The 26,958-nt window shown below is 69.1% G+C and carries 26 protein-coding genes and 2 pseudogenes; 8 read left to right on the top strand and 20 right to left on the bottom strand.

Going from position 1 to position 26,958, the window contains the following annotated elements; all coding sequences use genetic code 11:
• Positions 1-52: 52 nt before the first annotated feature.
• The 3 genes from OG866_RS44125 to OG866_RS44135 form a co-directional block, all read right to left on the bottom strand.
• Positions 53-592, bottom strand: coding sequence for a cyclophilin-like fold protein (locus OG866_RS44125; RefSeq protein WP_329343723.1), 540 nt, complete (start codon positions 590-592; stop codon positions 53-55).
• Positions 593-609: 17 nt separating this feature from the next.
• The gene (locus OG866_RS44130; RefSeq protein ID WP_329343725.1) at positions 610-1,275 is read right to left on the bottom strand and encodes an SDR family NAD(P)-dependent oxidoreductase; all 666 of its coding nucleotides are present in this window, start codon (positions 1,273-1,275) and stop codon (positions 610-612) included.
• A gap of 67 nt (positions 1,276-1,342) precedes the next feature.
• Entirely contained in the window at positions 1,343-2,359 is a 1,017-nt protein-coding gene (locus tag OG866_RS44135; protein ID WP_329343727.1) for a zinc-dependent alcohol dehydrogenase family protein, read from the bottom strand.
• Positions 2,360-2,542: 183 nt separating this feature from the next.
• Between OG866_RS44135 and OG866_RS44140 the strand changes: the two genes are divergently transcribed.
• Both OG866_RS44140 and OG866_RS44145 read left to right on the top strand, forming a co-directional pair.
• The gene (locus OG866_RS44140) at positions 2,543-3,415 is read left to right on the top strand and encodes a helix-turn-helix domain-containing protein (RefSeq protein ID WP_329343730.1); all 873 of its coding nucleotides are present in this window, start codon (positions 2,543-2,545) and stop codon (positions 3,413-3,415) included.
• A complete protein-coding gene (locus OG866_RS44145; RefSeq protein WP_329343732.1) occupies positions 3,412-4,281 on the top strand; it encodes a helix-turn-helix domain-containing protein in 870 nt (289 codons plus the stop codon). The genes OG866_RS44140 and OG866_RS44145 overlap by 4 nt, the downstream gene beginning before the upstream one ends.
• Before the next feature lie 57 nt (positions 4,282-4,338).
• Here OG866_RS44145 and OG866_RS44150 read toward each other — a convergent pair whose 3' ends face one another.
• From OG866_RS44150 to OG866_RS44195, 9 genes and pseudogenes are all read right to left on the bottom strand, one after another.
• The gene (locus OG866_RS44150; RefSeq protein ID WP_329343734.1) at positions 4,339-5,589 is read right to left on the bottom strand and encodes an MFS transporter; all 1,251 of its coding nucleotides are present in this window, start codon (positions 5,587-5,589) and stop codon (positions 4,339-4,341) included.
• Positions 5,590-6,252: 663 nt separating this feature from the next.
• Complete coding sequence (locus OG866_RS44155) at positions 6,253-6,918, bottom strand: hypothetical protein (RefSeq protein WP_329343736.1); 666 nt, start codon at positions 6,916-6,918, stop codon at positions 6,253-6,255.
• Positions 6,919-7,318: 400 nt separating this feature from the next.
• A pseudogene (locus OG866_RS45365) lies at positions 7,319-8,517 on the bottom strand (MarP family serine protease).
• A gap of 181 nt (positions 8,518-8,698) precedes the next feature.
• Positions 8,699-9,688 carry a GTP 3',8-cyclase MoaA gene (gene moaA, locus OG866_RS44170; protein WP_329343742.1) on the bottom strand — a complete coding sequence of 330 codons (990 nt, stop codon included), beginning with the start codon at positions 9,686-9,688 and terminating at the stop codon, positions 8,699-8,701.
• Positions 9,682-10,848 carry an XdhC/CoxI family protein gene (locus OG866_RS44175; protein WP_329343744.1) on the bottom strand — a complete coding sequence of 389 codons (1,167 nt, stop codon included), beginning with the start codon at positions 10,846-10,848 and terminating at the stop codon, positions 9,682-9,684. Before OG866_RS44175 ends, moaA begins: the two co-directional genes overlap by 7 nt.
• A gap of 149 nt (positions 10,849-10,997) precedes the next feature.
• The gene (locus OG866_RS44180) at positions 10,998-13,190 is read right to left on the bottom strand and encodes a xanthine dehydrogenase family protein molybdopterin-binding subunit (RefSeq protein ID WP_329343746.1); all 2,193 of its coding nucleotides are present in this window, start codon (positions 13,188-13,190) and stop codon (positions 10,998-11,000) included.
• On the bottom strand, positions 13,187-14,167 hold the full coding sequence (locus OG866_RS44185) for an FAD binding domain-containing protein (RefSeq protein ID WP_329343748.1): 981 nt from the start codon (positions 14,165-14,167) through the stop codon (positions 13,187-13,189). The genes OG866_RS44180 and OG866_RS44185 overlap by 4 nt, the downstream gene beginning before the upstream one ends.
• A 12-nt stretch (positions 14,168-14,179) precedes the next feature.
• On the bottom strand, positions 14,180-14,818 hold the full coding sequence (locus OG866_RS44190; protein WP_329343750.1) for a (2Fe-2S)-binding protein: 639 nt from the start codon (positions 14,816-14,818) through the stop codon (positions 14,180-14,182).
• A 310-nt stretch (positions 14,819-15,128) separates the two neighbouring features.
• Positions 15,129-15,413 (bottom strand): hypothetical protein, encoded by a 285-nt coding sequence (locus tag OG866_RS44195; RefSeq protein WP_329343752.1) that lies wholly within the window; start codon positions 15,411-15,413, stop codon positions 15,129-15,131.
• A gap of 398 nt (positions 15,414-15,811) precedes the next feature.
• On the opposite strand from OG866_RS44195, the gene OG866_RS44200 reads away from it, so the two are divergent.
• Entirely contained in the window at positions 15,812-15,967 is a 156-nt protein-coding gene (locus OG866_RS44200) for a hypothetical protein (protein ID WP_329343754.1), read from the top strand.
• Positions 15,968-16,239: 272 nt separating this feature from the next.
• On the opposite strand, the gene OG866_RS44205 is transcribed toward OG866_RS44200, so the two are convergent.
• The 4 genes from OG866_RS44205 to OG866_RS44220 form a co-directional block, all read right to left on the bottom strand.
• On the bottom strand, positions 16,240-17,079 hold the full coding sequence (locus OG866_RS44205; protein ID WP_329343756.1) for a helix-turn-helix transcriptional regulator: 840 nt from the start codon (positions 17,077-17,079) through the stop codon (positions 16,240-16,242).
• A gap of 322 nt (positions 17,080-17,401) precedes the next feature.
• Positions 17,402-18,151, bottom strand: coding sequence for an SDR family oxidoreductase (locus tag OG866_RS44210; protein ID WP_329343758.1), 750 nt, complete (start codon positions 18,149-18,151; stop codon positions 17,402-17,404).
• A 372-nt stretch (positions 18,152-18,523) separates the two neighbouring features.
• Positions 18,524-18,916 carry an FAD-dependent oxidoreductase gene (locus OG866_RS44215; protein WP_329343760.1) on the bottom strand — a complete coding sequence of 131 codons (393 nt, stop codon included), beginning with the start codon at positions 18,914-18,916 and terminating at the stop codon, positions 18,524-18,526.
• 301 nt (positions 18,917-19,217) lie between these two features.
• Complete coding sequence (locus tag OG866_RS44220) at positions 19,218-20,069, bottom strand: helix-turn-helix transcriptional regulator (RefSeq protein WP_329343762.1); 852 nt, start codon at positions 20,067-20,069, stop codon at positions 19,218-19,220.
• An 86-nt stretch (positions 20,070-20,155) separates the two neighbouring features.
• On the opposite strand from OG866_RS44220, the gene OG866_RS44225 reads away from it, so the two are divergent.
• Positions 20,156-20,956 carry an SDR family NAD(P)-dependent oxidoreductase gene (locus OG866_RS44225; RefSeq protein WP_329343764.1) on the top strand — a complete coding sequence of 267 codons (801 nt, stop codon included), beginning with the start codon at positions 20,156-20,158 and terminating at the stop codon, positions 20,954-20,956.
• Positions 20,957-21,108: 152 nt separating this feature from the next.
• On the opposite strand, the gene OG866_RS44230 is transcribed toward OG866_RS44225, so the two are convergent.
• Positions 21,109-21,597, bottom strand: coding sequence for a GNAT family N-acetyltransferase (locus tag OG866_RS44230; protein ID WP_329343766.1), 489 nt, complete (start codon positions 21,595-21,597; stop codon positions 21,109-21,111).
• A gap of 168 nt (positions 21,598-21,765) precedes the next feature.
• Here OG866_RS44230 and OG866_RS44235 point away from each other — a divergent pair.
• Positions 21,766-22,466, top strand: a pseudogene (locus tag OG866_RS44235) (transposase family protein).
• A gap of 120 nt (positions 22,467-22,586) precedes the next feature.
• Positions 22,587-22,949, top strand: a complete 363-nt coding sequence (locus OG866_RS44240; RefSeq protein ID WP_329343767.1) for a hypothetical protein — start codon at positions 22,587-22,589, stop codon at positions 22,947-22,949.
• Between the two features lie 181 nt (positions 22,950-23,130).
• Here OG866_RS44240 and OG866_RS44245 read toward each other — a convergent pair whose 3' ends face one another.
• From OG866_RS44245 to OG866_RS44255, 3 genes are all read right to left on the bottom strand, one after another.
• Entirely contained in the window at positions 23,131-23,307 is a 177-nt protein-coding gene (locus tag OG866_RS44245) for a response regulator transcription factor (protein ID WP_329343769.1), read from the bottom strand.
• A gap of 84 nt (positions 23,308-23,391) precedes the next feature.
• Positions 23,392-23,802, bottom strand: coding sequence for a response regulator (locus OG866_RS44250; RefSeq protein WP_329343771.1), 411 nt, complete (start codon positions 23,800-23,802; stop codon positions 23,392-23,394).
• Positions 23,803-23,813: 11 nt separating this feature from the next.
• Positions 23,814-24,650, bottom strand: coding sequence for a sensor histidine kinase (locus OG866_RS44255; protein ID WP_329343773.1), 837 nt, complete (start codon positions 24,648-24,650; stop codon positions 23,814-23,816).
• Between the two features lie 742 nt (positions 24,651-25,392).
• Here OG866_RS44255 and OG866_RS44260 point away from each other — a divergent pair.
• Both OG866_RS44260 and OG866_RS44265 read left to right on the top strand, forming a co-directional pair.
• Positions 25,393-26,211 carry an inositol monophosphatase family protein gene (locus OG866_RS44260; RefSeq protein ID WP_329343775.1) on the top strand — a complete coding sequence of 273 codons (819 nt, stop codon included), beginning with the start codon at positions 25,393-25,395 and terminating at the stop codon, positions 26,209-26,211.
• A gap of 43 nt (positions 26,212-26,254) precedes the next feature.
• Complete coding sequence (locus tag OG866_RS44265; RefSeq protein ID WP_329343777.1) at positions 26,255-26,851, top strand: NADPH-dependent F420 reductase; 597 nt, start codon at positions 26,255-26,257, stop codon at positions 26,849-26,851.
• Positions 26,852-26,958 lie beyond the last annotated feature (107 nt).

Genomic DNA, 26,958 nt, shown 5'->3' on the forward strand with positions numbered 1-26,958 from the left:
GGGACGGGGAGGCGGGCGGAGCGGCCGGGGGCGGCCACCTGGCTGCCGAAGCTCAGGAGGCGGCTTCGATGGTGATGCGGTCGGCCGTGCCCAGTCGGTCGGCGTCGGCGTCGACGTGGCCGAGGATGAGCAGGTCGGCGGAGGCGGAGTCGCCGTCCCGGTAGTAGAGAGCCAGGTTGCCCCAGGGTGCGTAGTAGGCCAGGTCCCCGGCCCGGGGCACGGCTGGGTCCGGGGCGCCGGAGGTGGTCAGCCTGCGCGGCAGGTCCGCGATCCGCTCCGTCTGGTGGAAGTCCTCCAGATCCAGGGTGAGCGGGAGCAGGTCGGCGAAGTCGCGGGCGGCAGGGCTGTCGTTGAGAGTGGCGTCGACGGGCCGGCCGTCGATGGTGACCCGGATGGCCATGGCGGTGTTCCTGTCGGCTGATGCACTGGGTGCGGTGGATGAGGACGCCTCCTGCTGCCCCGAGGACGCCGGGGAGGAGGACGCGGAGGACGGCGTGGCTCCTGATGAGTCGCTGGTGCAGGCGGCCACGGCCAGCAGGAGAGCGGCTGCCGGGACGGTGCGGACCAGGGCGCGGCGGGCGGCGGAGTGCATGGGAGTGCTCCGGGGTCTCAGTCGGGCAGGGGCTCGGAGTAGTGGCGGAAGCCGTCACGCTCGCGGTGGATGTCGTAGAGGCGTTGGGCCAGGGCGTGGGGGCTACTGTGCTCGGCGTCGGGCCGGATGGCTCCGGGGACGATCAGCTGGGCGACGTGGATGTTCTCGGGGGCGAGCGTGTCGTGGAGCATGCGGGCGTACGCGCTCTCGGCGGCGAAGGCGATGGAGGTGCCGGCGACGTTCGGGTTGGGGCGTACGGCGCTGGAGCCGTTGATGAACAGCAGGGTGCCGCGGCCGAGTTCGCGCATACCGGGCAGGACGGCGTTCACGGCCGTGACGGGTCCCTTGACGGAGAAGGCGAGCGGGTCGTCGAGGTCGTCGGCGCCGGTGTCGAGGACCGGCTCCATGAAGTCGGCGCGGGGGACGGGACTGTACTGGAGGATCTCGATCGGGCCGAGTGAGGCTCCGGCCGCGTAGAGGGCCGCGTCGAGGGACTCGATGTCCAGGACGTCGGCGGCGAAGCCGCGGGCCTGGATACCGTCGTCGGCGAGTTCGGCCGTCAGGTCGTCCAGGTTCTGAGTGTTGCGGGAGATGAGGGCGACGGTGTGGCCGGCGGTTCCGAAGCGACGGGCGGTGGCGAGCCCGAGGCCGGGACCGGCACCGATGAGGGCGAAGGTGGTCACGGTGTGTCCTTGGTGGGGGAGGGGCGGGCTTGGCAAGCCCGCCCCGGATAGCGGGACGTTTTACGGGTCAGGGCTTGAGAAGGGTCTTGATGGCGCGGCGTTCGTCCATCGCCTTGTAGCCCTCGGCGACCTGGTCCAGGGGCAGGGTGAGGTCGAAGACCTTGCCCGGATTGATCCGGCCGGTCAGGACCCGGTCGATCAGATCGGGCAGGTAGCGGCGGACGGGGGCGGGGCCGCCGCGCAGGCCGACCTGGGAGAAGAACAGTTCCTGTCCGTCGAGGGCGACCTCGTGGGGGACGCCGACGAAGCCGACGTTGCCGCCGGGGCGGGCGGAGTGCAGGGCCTGCCGCATGGCCTCGGGGGTGCCGACACACTCCAGGACCGAGTCGGCGCCGATGCCGCCGGTGAGGTCCTTGACGCGGGCGATGCCTTCGTCGCCGCGTTCGTCGATGATGTCGGTGGCGCCGAATTCAAGGGCCAGCTTCTGTCGGGAGACGTGGCGGCTCATAGCGATGATCCGCTCGGCGCCGAGCTCCTTGGCGGCGATGACGCCGCACAGTCCGACCGCTCCGTCACCGACGACGACGGCGGTGGAGCCGGGCTTGACCTCGGCGGCCACGGCGGCGTACCAGCCGGTGCCCATGACGTCGGAAACGGCGAGCAGGCCGGGCACGAACTCACCGGACGGGTGCTCATCGGTGGCGACGAGGGTGCCGTGGGCGTTGGGGATGCGCACGTAGTCGGCCTGGCAGGTGCTCATGAACTCGCGGTGCAGGCAGCTGGACTGCCAGCCGTTACGGCAGTTGGCGCAGGTGTTGTCCGAGGTGGCGAAGGAGCCGACCACGAACTGGCCCGGCCTGACGTTGGTGACCTCGCTGCCGACTTCCTCGACGATGCCGACGTACTCGTGGCCCATCGGGTGGGGCTGGTCCACCGGCTCCGCCCCGCGGTAGGGCCATAGATCCGAGCCGCATACGCAGGTGGCGACCGTGCGGATGACAGCGTCGGTCGAGTGAATGATCTTCGGGTCATCGAGCTCTTCGAAGCGCACGTCGCCGGGGGCGTGAATGACTGCTCCGCGCATGGGGGTGCTTCCTTCAATACGAGGGTCTGTGTGCCGCAGCCGAAGTCAGGAATGGCTGCTCACGATCGAGCCTCACACGCGAGGGCGGGCGCGAAAAGCGGAGGAATCTATCCGGGGAGAGATGCATCCGGGGAGGAAATTCTCCCCCCTTCCAAAGGTGCGATCGATGTAATGCTGGGAAGCATGACCCGTAACGCCCCCCTCAATGAACTGGGAGAATTCCTCAAGCAGCGCCGCTCACGGCTGAGCCCGCTCACGGTCGGGCTTCCCTCGACCAGCCGGCCACGCCGGGTCGACGGACTGCGCCGTGAGGAGGTCGCCCAGCTCGCCTCCATCAGCACCGACTATTACACGCGTCTTGAACAGGGGCGTATGCAGGCGTCGGCTCCGGTGCTGGACACCGTCGCCCGCGTCCTTCGCCTGGACGACGACGAGCGGGGCTATCTGTTCCAGCTCGCGGGCAAGACCGCCACCCGCACCCGGCGCCGTGGCGCGCAGAAGGTCCAGCCGCAACTGCAGCGGGTGCTGGAGGACCTCACCTCCGTCCCGGCCATGGTCCAGGGGCGGCGCGGGGACATTCTGGCGTGGAACGCCCTGGCGGCCGCGCTGGTCACTGATTTCTCCCGCATCCCGGCGAAGCACCGCAACTACCCGCGGCTCCTGTTCACGGATCCGGCGATGCGCGACCTCTACGCCGACTGGGAGACGGCCGCGCACGTGACGGTGGCGCAGCTGCGGATGGAGGCGGCGAAGTATCCCGAGGATCCCCGGATGATCGCGCTCGTCGGTGAACTGTCTCTGCGCGACCAGCAGTTCGCCCAGTGGTGGGGCGACCACAAGGTCGCCGCCCGCACCGTGGGCAGGAAGACCCTGATCCATCCGGTCATGGGCGAGGTCACCCTCGACTGCGACACCCTCACCGCCAGCACCGACCCCGACCAGTACCTGACGGTCTGGACCGCCGCCCCGGGATCCCCCGCGCACGACCGGCTGCGCATTCTCGCCTCCTGGGCCGCCGACCAGAACCTGCCGGCCTCCTCAGGATGGGAAGCATGACCAGCAACGTTCCTCTCAATGAGCTCGGCGAATTCCTCAAGAAGCGCCGTTCCGAACTGAGCCCGCGCACGGTCGGGCTCCCGGAGACCGGAGGGCCTCGGCGGGTGGCCGGGCTGCGTCGTGAGGAGGTCGCCCAGCTCGCCTCCATCAGCACGGACTACTACACGCGTCTTGAACAGGGCCGTATGCAGGCGTCGGCTCCGGTGCTGGACACCATTGCCCGCGTCCTGCACCTGGACGACGACGAGCGGGGCTATCTGTTCCAGCTCGCGGGCAAGACCATCACTCGCACACGGCGCCACGGCAGGCAGAAGGTCCAGCCGCAGCTACAGCGGGTGCTGGACGACCTGACCGCCACCCCGGCCATCGTGCAGGGGCGGCGCGGTGACATTCTGGCCTGGAATGCGCTGGCGGCCGCGCTGGTCACCGATTTCTCCCGCATTCCGGAGAAGCACCGCAACTACCCGCGGCTCATCTTCGTCGATCCCGCGATGCGCAGCCTGTACGCCAACTGGAAGGGCTCGGCACACACGGCCGTGGCGCAGTTGCGGATGGAGGCGGCGAAGTATCCCGAGGACCCCCGTCTGATCGAGCTGGTCGGTGAACTGTCCACCCGCGACCAGCAGTTCGCCCAGTGGTGGGGCGACCACAAGGTCGCCGCCCGCACCGTGGGCACCAAGACCCTCAACCATCCGGTCGTCGGCGAACTCGTCCTGGACTGGGACACCCTCACCGCCAACACCGACCCCGACCAGCACCTGACCGTCTGGACCGCCGCCCCCGGCTCGCCCACCCACGAGCGGCTGCGCATCCTCGCCTCCTGGGCCGCCGACCAGAACATGGCGCCGTCCTCTGCGCTCCGCTGACCGCGCCCCGCGGCGGCCGACGAACCTGCTCGTGGGCAGGCCGAGCCAAGTGCAGCGTCAGCCACTGTCCTGAGTGCTGCACCCGACCGGTCGGCCTGAGGCTGGCCCCCGCTGAGTTGGGGGCGTCTCGGATCGGGCGGCGTGCATCAGCGCGAGGACGGTCAGCGGTACGAAGGTGAGGGCCGCCGCCACCGTGCCGACCAACGGAGGCCCCGCTTGCTCCAGCGGAGAGGCCAGGGACATGCCCGCCGTCCAGGATCCGATGGCGATTCCCACGTTGGGCGCCGCGCCACTGAGGCCGGAGGCGAGCGTGGGCGCGGAACCGGCGAAGCGCAGAGCCAGCGCGCCGAGCGCCGGGTTCGCGGCGAAGCCGGTCATCCCCATCAGCGTCACCAGAACGACGGCCGCCACGGGGCTCGGGGAGAGCAAGGTCAACAACAGCAGGACCAGCGTGGTCGTGGCGGCGGCCGTGAGGAGCGTGACAAGGGGGAGACGGTCACCCAGACGCCCGCCGACCGTGGTGCCCAGCAGGGCGCCCAGGCCGTAGCCGGTCAGAACCAAGGGCACGGCTCCAGCGGAGATACCGGCCCGCTCGGTGAGCAGAGGTGAGATGTAGGTGTAGGTCGCCAGGACACCGCCTATCAGCAGCGTCATGGAACTCAGCGTCAGCCAGACCCGAACATCCCGCAGCGCAGCGAACTCAGCCCGGACGGAAGGCGCATCGCGCCGCTCGTCGGCAGGGATGAACCAGCCGATGACCGCAGCCGCGCCCGCCGACAGCGCGGCCAGCACCCAGAACGGCCCGCGCCAGCCCGACAGCTGCCCCAGCCACGCGCCCAGAGGTACGCCCGCCACCGTGGCGACGGTCAGACCTCCCAGGAGCATGCCCAGGGCCCGTGATGTCGCCGTCGGCCCTGCTGCGGTCGTGGCCACGATCGCGCCGACGCACCAGAAGGTCCCGGTCGCCAGTGCGGTCACCACGCGGGCCGCGACCACGAGAGCGAAGGACGAGCTGAGCCCGGCGGCCAGGTGGCCGAGAGCGAAGACGACGAGCGCGAGGATCAGGATGGAACGCCGCGGCAGGCGCAATGTCGCGATGGCCATCGTCGGCGCGCCGACGATCATGCCTGCCGCGAATGCCGTGATCAGCAGGCCCGCATGAGAGACGCTGACATTCAGATCGTCGGCGATTTCGGGGAGCAGGCCCGCGACGACGAATTCGGTGGTGCCCATGAGGAACGTTCCGGCAGACAGCGCCCAGACGACGAAGGGCAGCTTGCGGGGTTGGCCGTCAGGGGTAGGTGACATTCGGTGGCATTCTCTTGCCAGGGCGACGTACGACCACTGCGGGGGATGAGACGTTATAGAGCATCGCACCGCGCTGGCGTTCTGTGAGGGGAGGAATTCCTCCCTGCTTCGCGGCGGATCGGCGAGTGACCTTCCCTTTCGGCGCCTGCCGCTTTACGGCAAGGGAAGCCTTTGAGCGTGGCCACTGATCGAGTGGCCGGATCGACGTCCGCAACGCCCGAGGCCCCTGTGTCGCGGGGCGGGTGGCCGACGTCTCAACGCGCAGGTACAGGAGTCGCATTGGCCGCTGGCGGAGTGTGACCAGCGCGGTGGCCGATCGGCCGAAACGGCCGCTGTGGCTCTCAACCGCACGCCCCGGGCCGTACACCCACCCTGCGGTTGTGCGGTATCGCACGACTGCGGTCAGCGGACCTTCCCCAACACGCACAAAGCTCCTATGCCGTTGAGGTCTCAGGGGGCTGCCGTCATCACGCTGGTGCAGGGCTACGACACGCCGCCGCCTGCGCCGAAGTGCCGGGCACTACGGGGGTCCTTCCGCGCTGCGGACTGTCTTCGCCATGCGCCCCGCCGGCGACCGGATGAGCGTCGTGCGCCGGATCGGCGACCGGTCCTGCGTCGGCTCCAGGCGGCCCCGACACCGAAGGGTCGGACACTCACCAGTTGTCAGGAGGTCGAGCGGGGGAAGTCCTTACGTCCGGTCGCAGCCCGAGACAGGCCGCGGAGCCTGCGCCGGGCGACCAGTGCCGAGCCTGCGACCAGCCCGAGTGAGACAAGAGTGAGCCGGCCGGCGATGGACGGGCAGTCGGATGGCGTGTCGTAACCGCCGTCTTCGAGCCCGGCCTGACGTTCGAAGTGGTTGAACGCACTGGGGAAGAAGGCCTCGTCGAGGGCATACAGCGTGGGGAAGACGGCAGGCCCGCCGACGAGCGAGAAGGCCGCCCACTGGTCGGCGTGCCGGGCCTCGTGTTCCGCCAGGCGCTGCGTGCGAGGCGAGTCCGTCTCCATGTGCTGATCGGTCAGGAAGACCGTGCCGAACATGGTGCCGGCGCGGACGACCCCCTCGTCCAGGACCACGGCAGTCGTCCCGTTGTCGCCCTGGTGCACCTCGCCGCCCGTGCCAACGCCGTAGAGCAGGGCCGCTCCGGAGACCGGCGCGTTGACCACCATACGGGTGGTCTCCCACAGACCTCCGTCACTGTCGGCTCCGGCCACCGCGAAGGAACCGCCAGACGCCAGCTGCACCGCCGCCCCGGCCGCGACCAGCCCGCGCCGCAGTTGGGACGGCACCCGCCCGCGCAGCGTGCCGACGATGGCCAGGACAAGGCCCATGAGGCCGCCACAGATCAGGCATGCCGCCCACCACAACGCCCTGCGGGCTCTCCGGTTCCCCGGCCGTATGGTGGGCGCCTGTGCCTCTGGGACGGCCGTCGGCCGGCTCTCCGGGGCAACCGTGGGAGCGGGCCGGTCCAGCGTCGGCGTCGTCATGGGCGCCTCTCGGAGTTCCGGTCGGCGCCGGTGATAGAGATGACCTTACTCATCGTTTCCTTGCGCTCCGTCAACGGTTTCAGTAACCACGCACAGGAATTGCCAAGGCGTGATCCATCGGCGAGAAATACTCGATTCCGACCCTCACACGCGGACGCGGGCACGAAAAGAGGAGAAATTCATCCAGGAAGGAGAGCATCCGGGGAGGAAACTCTCCTCCCTTTTACCGGGTGCGATGCGACGGCTACGCGGACACGGCCCGCGTCTGCACCGGTGCATCGGCCCGGGCGCCCTCGGCGGCGAGGACGCGCAGCCGATCGGCGGCCAGGGCGTACCCCGTGTCCGGGTGGGTGGCCGAGCGGGCGAAGACCATGCCGTAGACCTTCCTGTCGGTGGCCAGCAGCGGTCCGCCCGAGTTGCCGGGGCGGACGGTGGCGCGGAGCTGGTAGACGTCCCGGGTGACCGTGGACTGGTCGTAGATGTCCAGGCCGGTGGCCTCCATGCGGGTCGCCACCGTCGCGGCCCGCAGATCGAGGCCGCCGTCGTGCGGGTATCCGGCGACGACGGCGGAACTGCCCCGGGTCGCGTCGTCTTTTGCGAAGGAGACGGCCGGCGCGTCCAGACCGGCCACGCGCAGGACCGCGACGTCGGTCTCCGGGTCGAACAGGACGACGGCCGCGGGCAGCGGTTCCCCCACCCCGCCGACCTGCACGGACGGACGGTCCACACCGGCCACGACATGGGCGTTGGTCATCACCAGGTCGTCGCTGTAGACGAAACCGCTGCCTCGGAGCCCCGGCCGGTGTCGCCGAACTGCCCGGTGACCTTCACCGTGCTCTGCTGCGCGGCGCGCGTCACCGTGGCGGTCACGGCATCGCCTGAGGGCTCGGTGACCCCGGTGTCCGGCTCGCTCTGGAACGGGGTGAGCACTTGGGGGAATCCGGCGCGGGCGAGCGCGACTGAGGCCCGGTCGACCCACGTGACCGTCTGCTCGGGCAGCCGGTCGGCGAGAGTGCGCATGGTTGTCGACTCGCGTATCTGCTGCTGCACGACGGTCGAGGTGTACGGGGATCCCAGGGCCGCGTTGCCCGCGATCCACGCGACACCGAGGAGAGCGGCGGCACCGGCCAGAGCGCCGCCCGCACCGTCGGCCCAGCGCAGCGGACCCCGCGCCAGGATCCGGCCGCGCAGCCAGGAGGCCGGCCGCCGGGCCAGCGCGGAACCGAGCGCGGCCGGGACGAGCACGGTGAGCAGGGCAGCGGTGTTCACGGCCGTCGCGGAGTCGCCGATTTGGCCGAGGACCCACGGCAGAAGAGCCAGACCGAGCAGTGCGCCCGCCACGGTCAGCGCGAAGGCGACTGCGGAGGCCGCGAGCCCGCGCCGGTAGCCCGATACGGCGAACAGCAGCACGGCCAGCAGGATGAACAGGTCGAGCAGTGTCACGGAAGAATTCCTTTCCTGTCCCCGAAGCCGGTTAATTGGCTTGGGGACAGGAAAGACGTCCGGCAACATTCTTGCCGTTCCCGGATGTGCGTCATATCGCTCTGGCGGAATTAGGAGAATGCTGCGGGTAGGTGGTGAGGTCTTTTCATCCCAGGAACGATTTATCCCAGGAAGGAATTGTCTAGCCGCCGATCGCTGACATGGGCCGGTCCGGCTGCACGAACGTAGGGTCGTCCAGGCCCGCGCCCGCCTTCTTGCCCCACATCGCCTCGCGCCAGATGCGGGCTATCTCCTCGTCCGGGGCGCCCGATCGCAGGGCCGCGCGGAGGTCGGTCTCTTCCTGGGCGAACAGGCAGGTGCGGACCTGGCCGTCGGCGGTCAGGCGGGTGCGGTCGCAGGCCGCGCAGAACGGGCGGGTGACCGAGGCGATGACACCGACCACATGCGGGCCGCCGTCGACGATCCAGCGCTCCGCCGGGGCCGAGCCGCGCTTGTCCGAGCCCTCTTCCGTCAGCTCGAAGCGGGTGCGCAGCGAGGTGAGGATGTCGCCCGCGGTGATCATGCCGTCGCGCTTCCAGCCGTGCTGGGCGTCCAGGGGCATCTGCTCGATGAAACGCAGTTCGTAGTCGTGCTCGATGGCCCAGGCCAGCAGGTCGGGGGCCTCGTCCTCGTTGAGTCCCGGCATCAGGACCGAGTTGACCTTCACCGGGGTCAGGCCCGCCTCCCGGGCGGCGTACAGGCCCTCGATGACGTCCTTGTGGCGGTCCCGGCGGGTCAGGGTCTTGAAGACGTCCGGGCGCAGGGTGTCGAGGGAGACGTTGACCCGGTCCAGGCCCGCGGCCTTGAGGGCCGTCGCGGTGCGCTTGAGGCCGATGCCGTTGGTGGTCAGCGACATCTGGGGGCGGGGCTCCAGGGCCGCGACGCGCTCCACGATGCCGACCAGGCCGGGGCGCAGCAGGGGCTCGCCGCCGGCGAAGCGGACCTCCTCGATACCGAGGGAGGTGACCGCGATGTCGATCAGCCGGACGATCTCGTCGTCGGTGAGGAGGTCGGGCTTGGCCAGCCACTGCAAGCCCTCCTCGGGCATGCAGTAGGTGCAGCGCAGATTGCAGCGGTCGGTCAGCGAGACCCTCAGGTCGGTGGCCTGCCGGCCGTAGGTGTCGATCAGCACGTTCCTGCGACCATTCCTTCTCCGTGCCACGCTGTCTCCGCCACCGTCCCGGAAACGCGGTGGATCGGGCCGCTGACCCGGGCCAGAGGCAGGCCAGTCGCTCGGCCGGCGTGGGCGATGATTTCCGCGGTGATCGAGATCGCCGTCTCCTGGGGCGTGCGGGCGCCGAGGTCGAGGCCGATTGGGGACCGCAGCCGGGCCAACTGCTCTGGTGCGACGCCGACTTCGCGCAGACGGAGAAGGCGCTCTTCGTGGGTGCGCCGGGAACCCATCGCGCCGACGTAGCCGACGGGCAGGTCGAGTGCCAGATGCAGCAGGGGGATGTCGAACTTGGCGTCGTGGGTGAGGACACAGACGGCGGTACGGGCATCCACGGCCGTCTGTGCCAGGTAGCGGTGGGGCCAGTCGACGACCACTTCGTCGGCGTGCGGGAAGCGTGCCTTGGTGGCGAAGACGGGGCGGGCGTCGCACACGGTGACGTGATAGCCGAGGAACCGTCCGGCCTGGGCGAGGGCGGCGGTGAAGTCGATGGCGCCGAAGATCAGCATGCGGGGGCGGGTGGCGGCCACATGGACGAGGACGGAGAGCTTCTCGGGGCAGGTGTCGGCGTCTTGGCCGAGGGAGAGGAGTGCGGTGCGTCCGGTGCGCAGTTGGGCGGTGGCGTGGTCCGCCACTGCCCGGCCGGTCGGCCCGTCGCCGAGGGTGCGGTCGGCGATCCGGCTGTCGCCGAGGATGCTCAAAGTGGCGCCGAGCAATTCCTTCGGCCCGTGCACGATCTGGGCGACGGCGGCGGGCCGGCCCTCGACCGCCTCGGCGAGCGCCGCGCCGAGATGCGGCTGTACGGCCGGATCGACCCGCTGGACGAGAACATCGAGTTCCCCACCGCAGGTCAGGCCCACGGCGAAGGCATCGTCGTCGGAGTAGCCGAACCGGGCACGCCGTGGAGCGCCTTGTTCCTGAAGGACCTCTTGGCACAGTTCGTACACCGCGCCCTCGACGCAGCCGCCGGAGATGCTGCCGACCGCGTTGCCGTCCTCGTCCACCGCGACCGATGTACCGGTGGGCAGGGGTGCGCTGCCGGTGACGTCGACGACGGTGGCCAGGGCGAAGGGGCGTTCCTCGCGGCACCAGAGGTGCAGTGTGTCCGCGATGTTCAGCATGAGAGTCTCCAGAACAGACGGGCGCTGCCACAGAAAGTGGGTCGGGCCGCCGCCGCGTCGACGGGGGAGCATACGCGGCGGCGGCCCGGGGGAGTCCGGCAGCCGTACGGCGGGTTCGGCTGCCGGACCCGTCCAGGGAGGCGTTGGTGTCAGAGCAACGCCTCGGCGGTGATGGGTAGTTGGCGGATCCGTCGGCCGGTGGCGTTGTAGACGGCGTTGGCGATCGCCGCGGCCACGCCGACCTGGACGACCTCGCCGAGTCCCTTGACGCCCAGCAGGTTGCCGGCGTTGTCCTCGCCGTCGAGGTAGATCGCCTTGATGTTGGTGATGTCGGCGTTGACCGGGACGAGGTAGTCGGCGAGGCTGGAGTTCACGATCCGTCCGTCGCGGTGGTCGGTGACGGTGTGTTCCAACAGTGCCTGGCCGATGCCGCCCACGATGCCGCCGAGCGCCTGGCTGTCGGCGAGCTTGGGGCTGATGATCCGCCCCGCGTCGTACACGCCGAGCATTTTGCGCACCCGCACCAGCCCCAGGTCCGCGTCGACCGAGACCTCGGCGAAGGTCGCGCTGTAGGCGAAGTAGGCGGAGCGCTCGGAGCCAGGCCCTTCGTAAGAGCCGTTCGCTTCCAGGTGGGAGCGGTCGTTGCGGGCCAGCAGGCTCTTGTACGTCTCTCCGCGCGCTGTGTTGTTTTGGTCGTGCAGTCGGCCGTTGCGCACGACGACGTCGTCCGCGTTCACGCCGTACAGCGGCGACTCGCGGTCCTCCACGGCCAGCTTGATCGCCTGCTGGCGCACCTTGTTGCAGGCGTCGACGACGGCCGAGCCGACACTGGCCATGGTCGACGAGCCGCCGTGCGGCGAGGTGAACGGATACTCCGAGTCGCCCAGCCGGAAGGTCACCGTGCGCATGGTCAGCCCCAGGGCGTCGGCCGCGACCTGGGTCTGGGAGGTGTACGTGCCCGGCCCCATGTCGGTGGTGGCCGCCTCCACGACAGCCGTGCCGTCGGCGTCCAGCCGCGCCCTGGCCTGCCCCGGATACCGCCCGCTGTCGTACGCCCCGGCGGCCATGCCCAGGCCGATCAGCAGGTTCCCGTCCCGCGTGGAGCGCGGCTTGGGGTTACGGCGGTCCCAGCCGAACTCGCGGGCGCCGACCGTGTAGCACTCGCTCAGCCGGCGGGTGGAGAACGGCTCGTTGGTCGACTCGTCCTCGGATGGTTCGTTGCGCCGGCGCAGCTCGATCGGGTCGATGCCGAGTTCGTTGGCGAGCTCGTCCATGGCCGACTCGATCACGAACGACGCGGGGGCGAAGCCGGGTCCGCGCATCCAGATCGGGGTGTTCACGTCCAACGCCACCTGCCGGTACGCCTGGCGGACGTTGGGCATGCTGTACATCATCTGACCCGTGCCCAGGACGGCCTCGGAGAACGTCTCGTACGACGAGGTCTCGTGGTCGATGTCGTGGATCGCGGCGTTCAGCTTGCCGCGCCGGTCGCTGCCGAGGCGCAGCCGGTACTCGTAGGCCGGCCGGAATCCGGTGCCGAAGTACATCTGCTCGCGCGACAGCACCAGCTTCACGGAGCGCCGCGTCACCCGCGCGGCCAGCGCGGCGACGATGGTGTGCGGCCAGCAGCGCAGTCCACTGCCGAAGCCGCCGCCGACGAACGGGTTGATGACCCGCACCGCGTCCGCCGGGAGGTCGAAAACCGCGGCGATCTCGTCGTGCGTGCCCATCACCCACTGCGTCTTGTCCCACACCGTGAGCTTGTTGCCGTCCCAGCGGGCGACGGTGGCGTGCGGTTCCATCGGGTTGTGGTGGTTGCGCGCCAGTTCGTACGTCAGGTCCAGCCGTACGGCGGATGAGCGGAGCCCCGACTCCGCGTCACCGCGCGCATAGCGCGTCGGCTCGCCCGGCTTGGCCTTGGTGATGTCGGTCGAGGGCTGCTCGGCGTCGTAGCGGACGTTCACCAGGCTCGCCCCGTGCTGGGCCGCCTCCAAGGTGGTGGCCACCACGACGGCGACGGGCTGGCCGTGGAAGAGGACCTTGTCGTCCTGGAAGACCCGAAGTCTGCGTCCGGCCGGGTTGTTGGAGCCGGTGTTGTCGCGGTACGGCAGTTTCGGGGCGTTGCCGTGGTGGATCACCCGCAGCACGCCCGCGTGTTTCTCGGCGGCGCGTGTGTCGATGGACCTGATGCGTCCCCGTCCTATGCTCGCGTCGACGATGACGGCGTGCACGACACCCTTGATGTCGTGTTCGGCGGCGTACTCTGCCTTGCCGGTGACCTTGAGTCGGCCGTCCACGCGGGACAGCGGCGCACCTACGGCTGCCTGTGGCTGGGGGCTCATTCCATTTCTCCTACGGTGCGCAGCTGGCGTTCGACGGTTCGCTTCAGGAGCTCGACCTTGAACCGGTTGTGCTGAAGAGGGCGGGCGCCGTCGGCCGCGTGACTGGCGGCCTCGCCCCACAGGCGGTCCGAGGGGCGCTCGCCGATCAGGGCTCGCTCGACGGCGGCCAGCTTCCACGGCACCGTGGCCACACCGCCGGCGGCGACCTTCGCCTCCCGGATGACCCCGCCGCGTACGTGCAGGGCGACGGCCGCCGAGGTGAGGGCGAACTCGTAGGACTGCCGGTCGCGGACCTTCAGATAGCCCGACTTCAGCGGACGCGGCAGCGCCGGGATCTCCACCGACGTGATCAACTCGCCCTGCCGGAGGGCCTGTTCACGGTTGGGGGTGGTCCCCGGCTGCAGCAGGAAGTCGGCGAAGGGGAGACGGCGTTCCCCGTCCGGGCCGAGCAGGTGCACGGTCGCCTCCAGCGCGGTGAACGCCACGGCCACGTCGGAGGGGTGGGTGGCCACGCAGGCATCCGAGGTGCCCAGGATCGCGTGGGTGCGGTTGTGGCCCTTCAGCGCCGCGCAACCCGAGCCCGGCTCACGCTTGTTGCAGTCGGCGCTCACGTCACGGAAGTAGGTGCAGCGGGTGCGCTGCATGATGTTCCCGCCGATGGTCGCCATGTTCCGCAGTTGGGCGGAGGCGCTGAGCTCCAGCGACTGGGAGATGACCGGATACAGGGCGCGCACCTTGGGATGGGAGGCGGCCTCGGCCATCCGCACCAGCGCCCCGATCCGCAGGCCACCGCCCTGGGTGGCCCTCACCTCGCGCAGCGGCAGGCCGCTGATGTCGACCAGGGCCCCGGGGCGTTCGACGGTCTCGCGCATCAGGTCGACCAGCGTGGTGCCGCCGGCGATGTAACGCCCGCCGCGGCGGCCCGCGTTGAGAGCTTCACGGGTATCGGAGGCTTTGGTGTACGTAAAGGGATGCATGGTGGCCGCTCCTTACTTCCGGCCCGCGGTCTGCTCGACCGCGCGCACGATCTTGACGTAGCAGCCACAGCGGCAGATGTTGCCGCTCATCCACTCCCGGATCTCCTCCGGCGAGCCGGTGTGGCCCTCCTTGATGCAGCCGACGCCGGACATGATCTGTCCTGGTGTGCAGTAGCCGCACTGGAAGGCGTCCTCGTCGACGAACGCCTGCTGTAGCGGATGCAGCTTGTCGCCCTTGGCCAGGCCCTCGATCGTGGTGACCTCGGCCCCCTCCAGACGCACGGCCAGCGTCAGGCAGGAGTTGACCCGCTGCCCGTCCACCAGCACCGTGCACGCACCGCAGGCCCCGGCGTTGCAGCCCTTCTTGGAGCCGGTCAGGTCCAGGTGCTCGCGCAACAGGTCCAGCAGCGAGGTGCGGTTGTCCACCGTCACCGTCCGCCGGGTGCCGTTCACCGTCAGGGACACCTGGCTGGAAGGGGCAGTTCCCGCCGCGGTCGCTTCCTCGGCGCCGGCCAGGAACGTTCCTCCTGCCACCACGACACCACCCACCGCGACACCGGTGGCGATGACGGTACGCCGACTGGGCCCCGAGGCGGACTCACCGGCTCCGGTGGGCGGGGAAGCAGCAGAATCAGGGAGTTCAGAGGACATACGCTCGCCTTCGCATCACGGACGGATCAGTCGTGTACACCAGTGGGAGACCAGCCACGAGATCGACGCCACCGCGGGAAACTGGGTGACCGCTCGCCTCGGCAGGGCGGCTGATCACGCCGGAAGTCTTGCACCACAGGCGCCGACCATGGCAGGGAGACTTTTGTCCCCCCATGCTTTTCCTTGATCTTCCCTTGGTTTCTTCGCCCGCAGGTAAGTGCTCGGCGAAGGAGGAAGGACCGTCGAAAGCGCGGCACGCCGCCGTCCTCGAACTCACCGCACAGGTAAGGAGTCGTAACGGAGTCGAGGGCTACACGCGGCAGCTGTCGATGTGGGTGACTTCGCGGTAGTCGACGATGGTGGGGCTGGCCATGGACTCTCGGTAGACGAGGACGGCACGGCCGTAGGGCCAGGCGGGGTTGTTGCCGAAGTTCTGCTGGGCTTCGGAGCAGGTGCCGAACATCAGGCTGCGGACGATGTCCGTGAATCCGGTGTCGCCACGGTAGTCCTGTCCTTCCGGGTAGATACCGGGGCCGAAGGTGACGAACATGGTCTGGGCTGCGGGGTTGAACGTCACGGTCACGGTGTCACCCATGTACTGCTGTCCCTGAAGGACTGGCGCTGCGTCCGTGATCAGGTGCTGTGCGGCAGTCTTCTCGGCCGGCGTGGCCGGCAGGCGGGCTGCGGCCCATTCGTCCGCGTTGGGCTGGGCGTTGTCGCTGCGGGTGTAGGCGGGGGAGGGGATGCCAGCGGGTTGCTGAGGCGTGTGCGACTCCGCTGACGCAGAGGGAGAGGCCGCAGCGGCGCCGATTCTCCGAGGGGCGGACAGCTGCGCCGCGGCGGTGGCAGTGGCGGCGCTGGTGTGGTTGCTCGGTGCGGGGGCTTGGCCGCGGGCGCTGTTCGATGATTGGGAGGCAGCCGCGAGGACACCGCCGAGCAGACTCAGGGCTCGGCGCACCGCCCGACCTGGACCACCTTCAGGGACGCATCGCCATGCTGGAACAGCAACTCGCCGACAAGACCGGCGAGCTCGAAGAACGGACCGAGGAACTGAACGCGGCTCGCGCGGCCGACCGCGAACTGACCCGAACCTTGAACCAGGGCACGGCAGGAGTCGGCGACGCTGTCGGCCGCAGGCACCGCCCTTGATGGAGGACAACTGAGTCATCAGACCCGGCTCGTTCCAGTAGGAGTGCGTGACGATCGCGATCGCAAGGTCACACTCCCGTTCACGGAGCGCGGCGACCTGAGTTCCTGCAGTTCCAGCAACCGGACCAGCGCGGCTGCTGTCCGATGTGTCGGCAGCGGCGCTCGGTGTTGAGACCGGTGTAGCCGGCCACGAACTGGGCGAACAGAGTTCCGGCCCAACCCAGCACCCGCTCTCCCGGGCCGAGCCTCGACTCGTCCCTCGGCCCAGGACGTCAGGGGGTGAGCTGCTGGTGCCCTATGACAGAGAGCAGTTCGAGCTTGCTGTGGCTCTCCGTGCCGGGGCGAGTGGTCAGCACCATCAGGGTCTGGGCGCGGTTCTCGGTGAACAGGAGCTGGGCGTCGACGTCGATGCGGCCGAGTTCGGGATGGAGGATGGTCCCGCAGTCGTCGTAGTGTTGGGCGACCTCCTGAAGTTCCCACATGCGGACGAACTCGGGGCTGTGTTGCTGGAGTTCGGCGAGGATCCGGGCGGCTCGGGGGGTGTCGCTGCCGGCTGTCAGCGCGGCCCGCATGCGTGCTGCCTTGGCGCGGCCATGGCGTTCGTGGGTCTCCTCGGGAACCGTCAGACGTTCGGCCGGGTCCATGAACCAGCGGTAGTAACCACTACTGGCCAGACCGGTGTGGCGGGTCTGGTCGCCGAGCAGTGCGACGGCCAAGGGGTTCATCGCAAGGGTGTCGAGCAGGTCGGTCTGCACCAGGGCCGGAGTGTCGTCCAGGCGGTCCAGGACCCGCATCAGCGTGGGGCTGACGTGTTCGGAGCGGTGGAAGCGGGCCGGGGCGTTGTGGCCGATGAGGACGAAGAGATGGTCGCGTTCGTCCAGGGTCAGCCGCAGTGCCCGGGCGAGAGCCGTGGTGATCTGGACGGAGGGCTGCGGAGCACGCTGCTGTTCCAGCCGGGCGTAGTAGTCGGTGGACATGCCGGCGAGGTGCGCGACCTCCTCGCGGCGCAGCCCCTGCGTACGCCTGCGCGGCCCCTCGATCAGTCCGACGTCGCGGGGGCGCAGCGTCTCACGCCGGTGGCGCAGGAATTCCGCCACTTCCTTCTTGTCCATGCCCGTATTCTCGCCGCATCCCGCCCGGCTATCCAGAGACCACCGATCCATGGCTGAGCAGTCCTCTTCCACGCACGCGAAGCCGCTGGGAAATTCGCCGACTGTCGGCGGTGCGCCGCAGGTCGTCGGGTGACGGGCGCTCGCGTGCCCGTCGGCACGCAGGGCGGAGCCGGTCGCCTCCCATCCGACGACCGAGGGCAAGGTGCTTCCTTACCGTTCCGCGTCCTCGGTGAGGACCCCCCCAAGGGTCCGCCCGCGTGCTGTTTCGACGGAGTCTTCGTCGTCTTCGTCCGCGTGTTTCACGTCGGTCGTTACGGGTCGGTCAGCTGCCGCTGAACATGGCGAGGACCTCGTCGTAGGAGCCGTTGGCCTGCGCGTCGCGGATGAACCTGGCGCGCTCGACGACCAGCTCCTTCGCGTTGGGCTTCTCGCGCAGCAGGTCGAGGGTCTCGGCGAGGAAGTCGTCCAACGGCATGGACTGGTCGCTGTCCTGCTGGCCCAGCAGGGTCGTGCGCACGCCCGGCGGGACCACCTCTATCACCTGGACGCCGGCGTCAGCACCGGCGAGCTGGATGCGCAGGCTCTCGGAGAAGGAGTGCAGCGCGGCCTTGGTCGCGCTGTAGGTCGGGGTGCTCTGATACGGGACGAACCCCGTCGAGGAGGTGACGTTCATGACGACCGCGTCGTCCTTGCCCACCAGCAGCGGCAGGAAGGCATACGTCATCCGGATCGTGCCGAGCAGATTGGTCGCGACGTGATCCTCGGCGATCGGGAGTTCGGCCGGGTCGAGGAGGTTCTCCCGCAGCATGATGCCGGCGTTGTTGACCAGGACGTTCAGCCCCGGGTGGCTCGCCGCCACGGTCTCACGGGCCAGGGCGATCGAGTCGGGGTCCGCGACATCGAGGACGAGCGCGTCGATGCCCGGGTGCTCGGCCGTGATGTCGTCGAGGAGTTCCTTGCGCCGGCCGGCGACGACCACTTTGTTGCCGGCCTCGTGCAGGCGCAGGGCCAGACCGAGCCCGATGCCCGAGGTACCGCCGGTGATCAGGATCGTGTTGCCGGTCATCTTCATGGGGGTCGCGCTCCTTCGTCAGGCGGGCCGGTGAGCGCCCGCAGCCTCGACCGTAGGGGCGCCCGCGCAGGGGCGGGAGAGGAAGGTTTATCCATGGATCGGCGGTCCCTGCCTGGTGGAGTGGTCCCACCCGGCGGATCCGGTGTCGCTTCGGCGTCGTCCGCGATCACGGCCGCCACCATCGCCCCATACCTCGGCATCTGACCCTCTGGCGTCACCAGCAGCGCAGCCACTCGCCTCGCTCTGCCGACCGAGTAGTCCGTGGCCAGGCGATTAGCAAAATCCAATCAGCGAAGAGCACCACAGCTGTTGCACTAGTTAGAGTTCAATCACCAGTGGCTGAGCTGCACAAACCCGAGGCCCACACCATCACTACAGCCTCACTCCCCCAGAGAACGGGTGTTCTCTGATCGTCCCGGGCGCCAGTGGAGCGATGAGCAGGAGCCTGAGCTCGCCGCGGTCTACTTCAGGGCGGGCCGAGCCCGGGTCCGCGGGCATGTCGAACAGGATCGTGCCGTGGCGGTCGACCACACGTTTGGCGTCCTCACCCGGGCGGACCAGCGTGCGGAACTCGTCGTACAGACCGGCTGCGCGAAGCGCGGCCTGGCCGGTCTCTTCGTGGATGTCGAGCAGTCCGCCTTGCGTACGGGTCGTCGCCGAGGTCTCACCCTCGTAGATCGTCGGGGCATGGCCCCGAGCCTGAAGCACGCTGGCGAGTGTCAGCCCGCCCAGTCCCGCTCCGACGATGGCGATGGTCTTGTGCATGTTGCGCTCTCCTGTCGCGTCGGCATGTGCCGACGGTGGTCAGTGCCGGGACCGGACGGTGTGTCCGGTCTCGGTGAGGAGACGCTCAACGATCAGAACCATCTGTATCGATGTGTGAACGATGTCCTGTGCGGAAACCTGCGGAACATCGCTTTTCGCGACGAGTGACTATGGCTCGGCGTCGGCCTCGCGGCAGCCCGGTGACTGCCGGCCGGGACCGGTGGCGCCGAGGCAGAGGGGTCCGCCCGGCCCCTTGTGCGCCGGGCACCGGTCGGGTCGCCGGTCGCGGCGGGCCGCAGTGCTACTGCTGGAACTCGCCCGCCTGCGTTCCGAGTACGTCCAGCAGAGCCAGAGCCTCGGCGTCCGGGGATCCGGCCGGCGCCGAGTAGAGCACGAGGCACTGGTCGCGGTCGTCGAGGGTGAGCGAGTCGCAGTCGACAGTGATCTTCCCCACGACCGGGTGCCGGAAGGTCTTCGTGAGCATCTGCACCGCCTGGACGTCGTGCCGCTCCCAGAGCCGGGCGAACTCGGAACTGGCCTCGTACAACTCGTCGACGAGTCCTCGCACCACGGGATCCGCCGGGTAGCGGGCGAGCGCGGAGCGCAGTCCCGCGACGACGTGCAGCCGGAACTCCGCTCCGTGGGTGCTTTCCTGCAGCTCCGCTCCGGTGTCCGTGGTGCCGAGGAACGCCCAGCGTGCGAGATTGCGGTCCCTGGGGGCGAGTTCGGCGAAGTCCTCCATGAGTGCGGCTGCGAGGCTGTTCCACGCGAGCACGTCGTACACGGCGGAGACCACGAAGGCAGCCGTCTTCGGCAGCCGTTCGATGAGCGCGAGGATGCTCGGACGTACATCGCGCCGATGCAGTCCGGTACGGCTCGGTGCGGTGCCGGCGAGGACGTGGAGGTGGTCGGACTCGGCGCCCGTGAGCCGCAGGGCGGCCGCGATTCCGGCGAGTACCTCGCCCGAGGGCCGTGGTGCTCTGCCTTGTTCCAGCCGGACGTAGTACTCGGTGGAGATGTGTGCGAGGACCGCCACCTCCTCGCGGCGAAGCCCCGGCGTCCGGCGCCGCGGGCCCGAGGGGAGTCCGGCGTCCTGCGGGCGCAGCCGCTCGCGGCGGGTGCGCAGGAACGCCCCGAGTTCCTTCTTGTCCATACCTCGATTCTGCATGCGGCGCGGCGGTGGTTGCCTGGTACAGCCTGTGCCTGTATCCGCCCGGCGGCCGGCCGGACGCTGAAGCCATGACGAATGAAACCCGCACAGCGAACACGACGGCCAGCGCACCCATCGGCCTGCTCACCGGCAAGGTCGTGCTCATCACCGGCGCCAGTCGCGGCATCGGAGCGGCCGCGGCTCGGCTCTTCGCCGCCGAGGGCGCTGCCGTCGTGCTGGCGGCCCGCACCGCCGACGCCCTCGACCGCGTCGTGACAGAGATCCGCGCCGACGGTGGCGTCGCCGACGCAGTCTTCCTCGACCTCGCCGACCCCGCGAGCGTCCGCGCCGCCGTCGACCACGCCGGAACACTGCACGGCCGCCTCGATGGTGCCTTCAACAACGGCGCGGTGATCCAGCAGCCCGGTCCGCTCGACACAACGAGCGACCAGGACATCGACCGGCAATTCGCCGTGAACTTCCGCTCGCACTGGACCGCCATGAACGCCGAGGCGGCACTCATGCGCCGCCGCGGCGGCGGGGCGATCGTCAACACGTCGAGCATCGGCAGCCGCCGCGCGAACCCCGCTCTGCCCGCTTACGGCGCCATGAAGCGCGCGCTGAACAGCCTCACCGAGACCGCCGCGGTGAGCTGGGCAGGGGACCGCATCCGGGTGAACGGCATCGCCCCGGGCGGCACCGCCACGGAGATGATCGACATGTGGGAGGCGGCGACCCCGGGCATCGTCGAGCGCATCAGCACCTCGACCCCGCTCGGCGGGATGGCCGAACCCCGTGAGGTCGCCGAGGTGGCCGCATGGCTGCTCAGCGACCGCGCCTCGTGGGTGACGGGCGCCATCGTGCCGGTCGACGGTGGTGCCGGCGCCTAGACCGTGTCCAATGGGGCGGGTGAGCTGGGCTGGGGCTGAGTAGGAAGCCTCCGCCGTGGCCGACAGCGTTGGAGGACGGCGTCCAGATCCGATGACTACTTGACCTGGGACACAACACGTCCGATGACAGCTTCCGCGAGGGTGACATGAGCCTATGCGAGTTGTTTCCGCATCAACGTGCACATCGTTTCGTAGCGGCGCAACGATCCGTCAGGGGCTTGCTCGTCCCACGAGTCCGGCTGACGGTCGTACGCGACATAACCCAGCCTTTCGTATAGCGCACGTGCCCGGGGGTTGCTCTCCTCCACACCGAGTTCGGCCTGCTGCAGACCGCGGTTCCTGATCCGCAGTTCCGCGGCTGCAACAAGGAACGTGCCGATCCCACACGACTGCAATGCGGGGTGGACTGCCAGCTGCCACAAAGTGCCGACACCTGCCTTGACCTGGTAGTCGACGCCACCCTTCGCCACAGGGATATCCGTTGCAGGGCAGACCGCGAGGTAGTCGACCTCGCCGATCCGGGCACGTTCCAACTGCTTGGCGACGTTCGCCAGGTGGTGGTCAGACCCTGCCCACCCGCACGACGCCAGGTCCGCATGCACCAAATCACGGGCTGACAGCTTCAACACAACGTTGATCATCTTCAGTACCTCCGGCGAGCCAGCATCCACTCCGGTCACACAGGGCGCAAAGCCGTTTCCTCTGCCCCACTCCTTACTCACGGCCACCGCTGTTCAAGCAAGCAGCCGAACGCTGCTGTTGAAAGCGCACGAAGCCAGACGCGAGAGGCCACCGCGAATGGCCGGCAGTTGAGACGATCTCGCTGTGTCTGGTGTGCGGCGTACGAGCCGTCCTGGAGAGCCCCGTTCACCGGGCTGAGCCCGCGGCAGTTCGGCAAACTGGTCACCGCGCTGCGGCGCGAAGGTGCGGACCCCGTTCGCAAGGGTCGGCCATGGAACCTCCGCTGCAGGACCGGGTCCTGCTGGTCACCGCGTACTGGCGAACAAACCTGACGCTGCGGCAACTCGCTCCGCGGTTCGGAGTGTCCAAGTCGGCTGCGGACCGAATCGTCGGTCAGCTCGGCCCGTTACTGGCACTGCGGCAGCGCAAACGGTTCCGCAAGGAGACCGCGCTGATCGTGGACGGCACCCTGGTTCCCACCCGTGACCGCACGGTCGCCGAGCAGTCGAAAGGCTACCGGTACTCCACCAACCACCAGGTCGTCATCGACGCCGACAGCCGCCTGGTCGTCGTGGTCGGCCGACCGGTGCCCGGTAACCGCAATGACTGCACGCCATGGGTGGAATCAGGGGCCAAGGCTGCCGTCGGCTACACCATGACGATCGCCGACGGCGGCTACCTGGGCACCGGCCTCGTGATGCCCCACCGGCGCCGCAAGGGCGCAGAACTCGCCGACTGGAAGCAGGCGCACAGCAAGCCCCACAAGCAGGTCCGCGCCCGGGTCGAGCACGCCGTTGCCCGCCTGCACAACCTCGCACTCGCCGGATAGACGAGCGAGCAGGACAACGATCGACGCCCTGCACCCATTCGAAGATCAGTTACGGGACAAGCCTAGAGTTCGCTGAACGAAGGGCACATGGCGCGCGATGCAGCCGAAGCAGGAGTGAGGATGAACGGGATCACGTTTCCGGCCTGGCACGGACAGCACTACGTGACTCTGGCCGAGCTGCTGGTTCGCCTCGGCGGCTACGGCCTGGACCTGACGTGGCGCATCGAATTCGACGAGATCGTCGATCCTCGCTGCGCCGAGATGGAAATACGGTCCGCCGACACCGGCATGGACACGTTGACACTCTTGTCGCTGACAACCCCCTGCCTTCAGCTGATCGATGCCGAAGCACGCGGATTCGCCGGGAACGAACTGGTGCTCGTGCTGACCGAATTCGACAGCTCCTCGTGGGACGTCAGGGCTGTCGACGAGCGCGTACTGAGCGAACTCCGTCACCACTACCCGGGTGCCGAGGAGCTCTGAGGTGGCGCCGTTCACTCCGGACGGGGCCATGGGCGAATCGCCTTGTCGAACCCCGCGCGCCGACCGCCTCGTTCCGCCGCCCTGCCAGGGCGGCGGAACGAGGCGCGGAAGCCGCGGTCTCAGCAGGCAGGACGCCTGCTTCGAAGGGCACGCACGCCCACGCCCCCGCGGGCGCTTGGCGTCACAGGCCGGACGTGTCGTTTGGTTCGATCAGGCCGTGATGGTGGGCGAACCGCACGGCGTGTACGCGGTCTCTGAGTCCGAGTGTGGCCAGGACGCGTGAGACGTGGGTTTTGACAGTCTGTTCGCCGACGTAGAGCTGTTCGCCGATGTCGGCGTTGGAGAAGCCGGAGGCCATCAGCAGGAAACCTCGCGTCCGCGTGCCGTGAGCCGGTCCAGGCCGGGTGCCTGTTCCCGGTCCGGAGTGTGCGGGGTCAGCGCGTCAACCAGTCGTGGGGCGAGTCGGCTGGTGATCGACGGGTCGAGGTAGGTGTCGCCCCGGGCGGCGACGCGGATCGCGGTCACGAGTTCTTCGGGGGGGGGGCAAACTTTTCAGGACGAATCCGCTTACTCCGTAGGCCAGTGCTGTGCGCAGGTAGTCGTCGGTGCCGAACGTGGTGAGGAGGAGGACTTTCAAGGGTTTCCGCCCTGACGCCATCAGCTGGCGGGCGGCCGAGAGACCGTCGAGTTTGGGCATGCGCACATCCAGGACGGCGAGGTCCGCGCCAAGGGACCGGACGGCCTCGATGGCGCTGTAGCCGTCGCCGACGTCGGCGACGCATTCCATGTCCGGCCGTGCGTCGAGGACCGCGCGGAAGCCGGATCGGAACATCGCGTGGTCGTCGGCAATCACGATCCGCAAGGTCACGATGCACCGCCCAGGGGGATCGTCACGTTCGACTCCCAGTAGAGCCCGTCGCTGACAATGCCGAAGGCTGCCGAGCCGCCCAGCGCCTCCGCGCGCTTGCGCATTCCCTCGAGTCCGATCCCGAAGCCGGCGGAAGGGGAGTTGCCTGCCACCGGATCCGCGCCGGGGACGATCCGGTTGCGGGCGGTGAGGCCTATGCGGTCGCCGCTGTAGTCGAGTTCCACGCGAGCAGGTTTCCCGTCGCCGTGCCGCAGGGCGTTCGTCATCATCTCCTGCGCCACCCGGTACAGCGTGGTGTCGATGGCGCGGGGGAGCGGGTGCGGGGTGTCGTAGACGACGTAGGTCACCTGCAGGCCGGAAGACCGGATGCCGTCGAACAGATCGGGCAGCATTGCCAGCCCTGGCTGATCCGGTGACCCATCACCTTCGTGCAGCAATGACAGCAGGCGTCGCAGGTCGACCATCGCGGCCTGGCTGGACTTCTCGACCGCGGTGAGCGAGGTGCGCACCGCGCCGTTGTCGGTGAGCGGGTGCGGCGCGAGGTTCAGCCGGGCCGCCGTGGCGTGGACGCCGATCGCGCTGACGTGGTGGGAGACGACGTGCAGTTCGACGGCTATTGTTTCGCGCTCCTTGGCCACTGCCGCGGCCATCTCGGCTTGGGCGTCTCGCAGTTCGGCTTCGCGTCGGTGGCGCAGTTCGTCCACGTGTGCTTTGCGCGCGGTGGTGTACCGCCCGACCAGCCACGGCATCAGGGCATTTGCGGCCACGAGGCTCACCAGAGAAGCGGGGTCACTCAGCCCGGCGATCAGCAACGACCACAGGACCCGGCGCACGAGGCCGCCAGCGCTGCTCCTGCCGGCCAGCCCCGCAACCAGGCACCGGCCCGGTAGGCGCTGACCAGTTGGCCGGCGGTGCTCGCGCTGCGGCCGGGAAGAGCGAAGGCAAGCGCGGACACCACCAGGGCGTGTCCGACCGCGACCCAGCCGGAGAGCCTCGGCGAGGACACCAGGGCTGCGTCCGCAAGCAGGATCGCGGTCAAAAGAAGTGCGTTCCACGGGCCTGGCCCGGGGCCACGCGTCAGGAAGCTCACCGCATCGATGACCAGGCACATGACCCCCACCAGGACGGACTGACGTGCCAGGGACCGCTCTGTTTCGTTCGTACCTGCGCGGCCGAGTCACCGGCGCAGCGCAGAGCGGTCCACCTCGCTCGTGTTGCTGAGCATCTGGTCATTGCGCCCGGCGCGAGAGGGCCGGAAGTCACTCCTGAGAGGGACAGCGATCACATCAGGGTGTGACGCCGGGCGGTGGCTTCTGCTCCTAGCGTGCCGCCATGTGCTTGTCCCTCTTCCGCCGCCGGACGGTGGCCCTCGCCGGCTACGCCGCCTTCCTCAGGGAGCGCGGTGAGGAGGTGCGAGTTCAATTGCGTGAGAGTCATCTCAGCAGTGTTTTACATGCATTTGAAGTTAATGATGGGCCCTTCTACCTTCGAGATGCGGGCGGCGGATGAAACACGGTTTCGCCTGGTCCGCCTGGTCTTCTTGTTTCACCCCCTCTGCTCAGACGGGAGCACACCATGTCCGAAATGCTTCAGACCGCTGACGTCGCCACCTCCGACGCCGATCTGCTCGCACAGACCGCCAATGCCGTGCGCGCGGCGGGGTCGGTGCTCCGGGAGCGGTTCGGAGACGTGGTCCGCTACGAGACCCGCGAAGACCTGATGCGTGCGCTCGCCGTCAACGACGATGCGGCTCTCGACATCCTGCGCCCCACCCTCACCAGCCTGCGCCCGGACGCCGGCTGGGTGGAGGACGAACTGGACGGCGGGGCACTGCCGTCCGGTGAATGGTGGGTCGTGGACCCGGCCGAGGGCAACGTCAACCACCTGCACGCCCTGCCCGAGTGGGCGGTGACCGCCACTCTCGTCCGCGACAACCAGCCGGTGCTCACCGCGGTCTACCTGCCGTTGACCGGTGAGACCTACACCGCACTCGTCGGCGCCGGCGCTCACCTCGACGGCCGCCCGCTGCACGTCTCCCCGACCGCCGACCTCGGCCTGGGCATCGTGGCCACCAGCCAGGCCCGGCCCGACGAGGACGAGGAGGTGGTGCGGCGCGTCGGCTCGTCGATCACCGCGATGCTCTTCGGCGCGCTCGTCGTGCGCACCTCCGTGCCCGCCACCCTGCACCTGCTGAACGTGGCCGCCGGACGGATCGACGCCTTCTGGCAGTTCGCCGGCGCCCGCGCGGACCTGCTTCCCGGAGCTCTGCTCGTCACCGAGGCCGGCGGACAGATCTCCGACGCCCAGGGCCGCCCCTGGACCCCTCAGAGCGAGAGCTTCCTGGCCGCCGCACCCGGCATCCACGCAGAAGCCGTCGCCACGCTCTCCCGCTGACCGCGCCCCTCACAACTCGCACCAACCAAAGGACCTCATCACCATGAGCACGATCGCAGTTCTCGGAAACGGCCGTGTCGGCAGCAACCTCGCCCAAGCCCTCACCACGGCAGGCCACGAGGTGACCGTGACAGACCGCACGCCGGGCGCCGCCGCCGACGCCGCCCGCACAGCCCAGATCGTCATCAACGCCACCCCGGGCGCCGGCTCGCTGGAACGGCTCACCGCACTGCGCGAGGAACTTCGAGGCAAGATCCTCGTCGACGTCTCCAACGCCACCACCGACGGTCCGGACGGACTGCCCGCCAACCTGATCTACTCCGGCTCAAGCCTCGCCGAGCGGCTCCAGCACGCCCTCCCCGACACGCACGTCGTCAAGACCCTCAACACGATGCTGTTCATGGTCATGACCGCCCCGGGACAGCTGTCCACCTCGCCCACCGCCTACCTGTCCGCAAACGACGAGCAGGCCAAGAAGACCGTCACCGGCCTCCTCACCGACCTGGGCTGGGATCCTGCCTGGATCGAGGACCTCGGCGACATCACCACCGCCCGCGCCACCGAAGCCATGATCCTCATCGTTCCCCACATCATCCGCCGCAACGGCTTCACCCCCTTCGCCGTCTCCCTCGCCCGCTGACTTCGCCGCCCGGGGACACATGTCCCCGTGTCGCCGACTGACCGAGATCACGGCTTACGCCGACCTTGCGCCCGACGCCGGATCCGATGCCCTTGCAGGCGATGCGC

This window comes from Streptomyces sp. NBC_00663, from assembly GCF_036226885.1.
GTDB lineage: Bacteria > Actinomycetota > Actinomycetes > Streptomycetales > Streptomycetaceae > Streptomyces.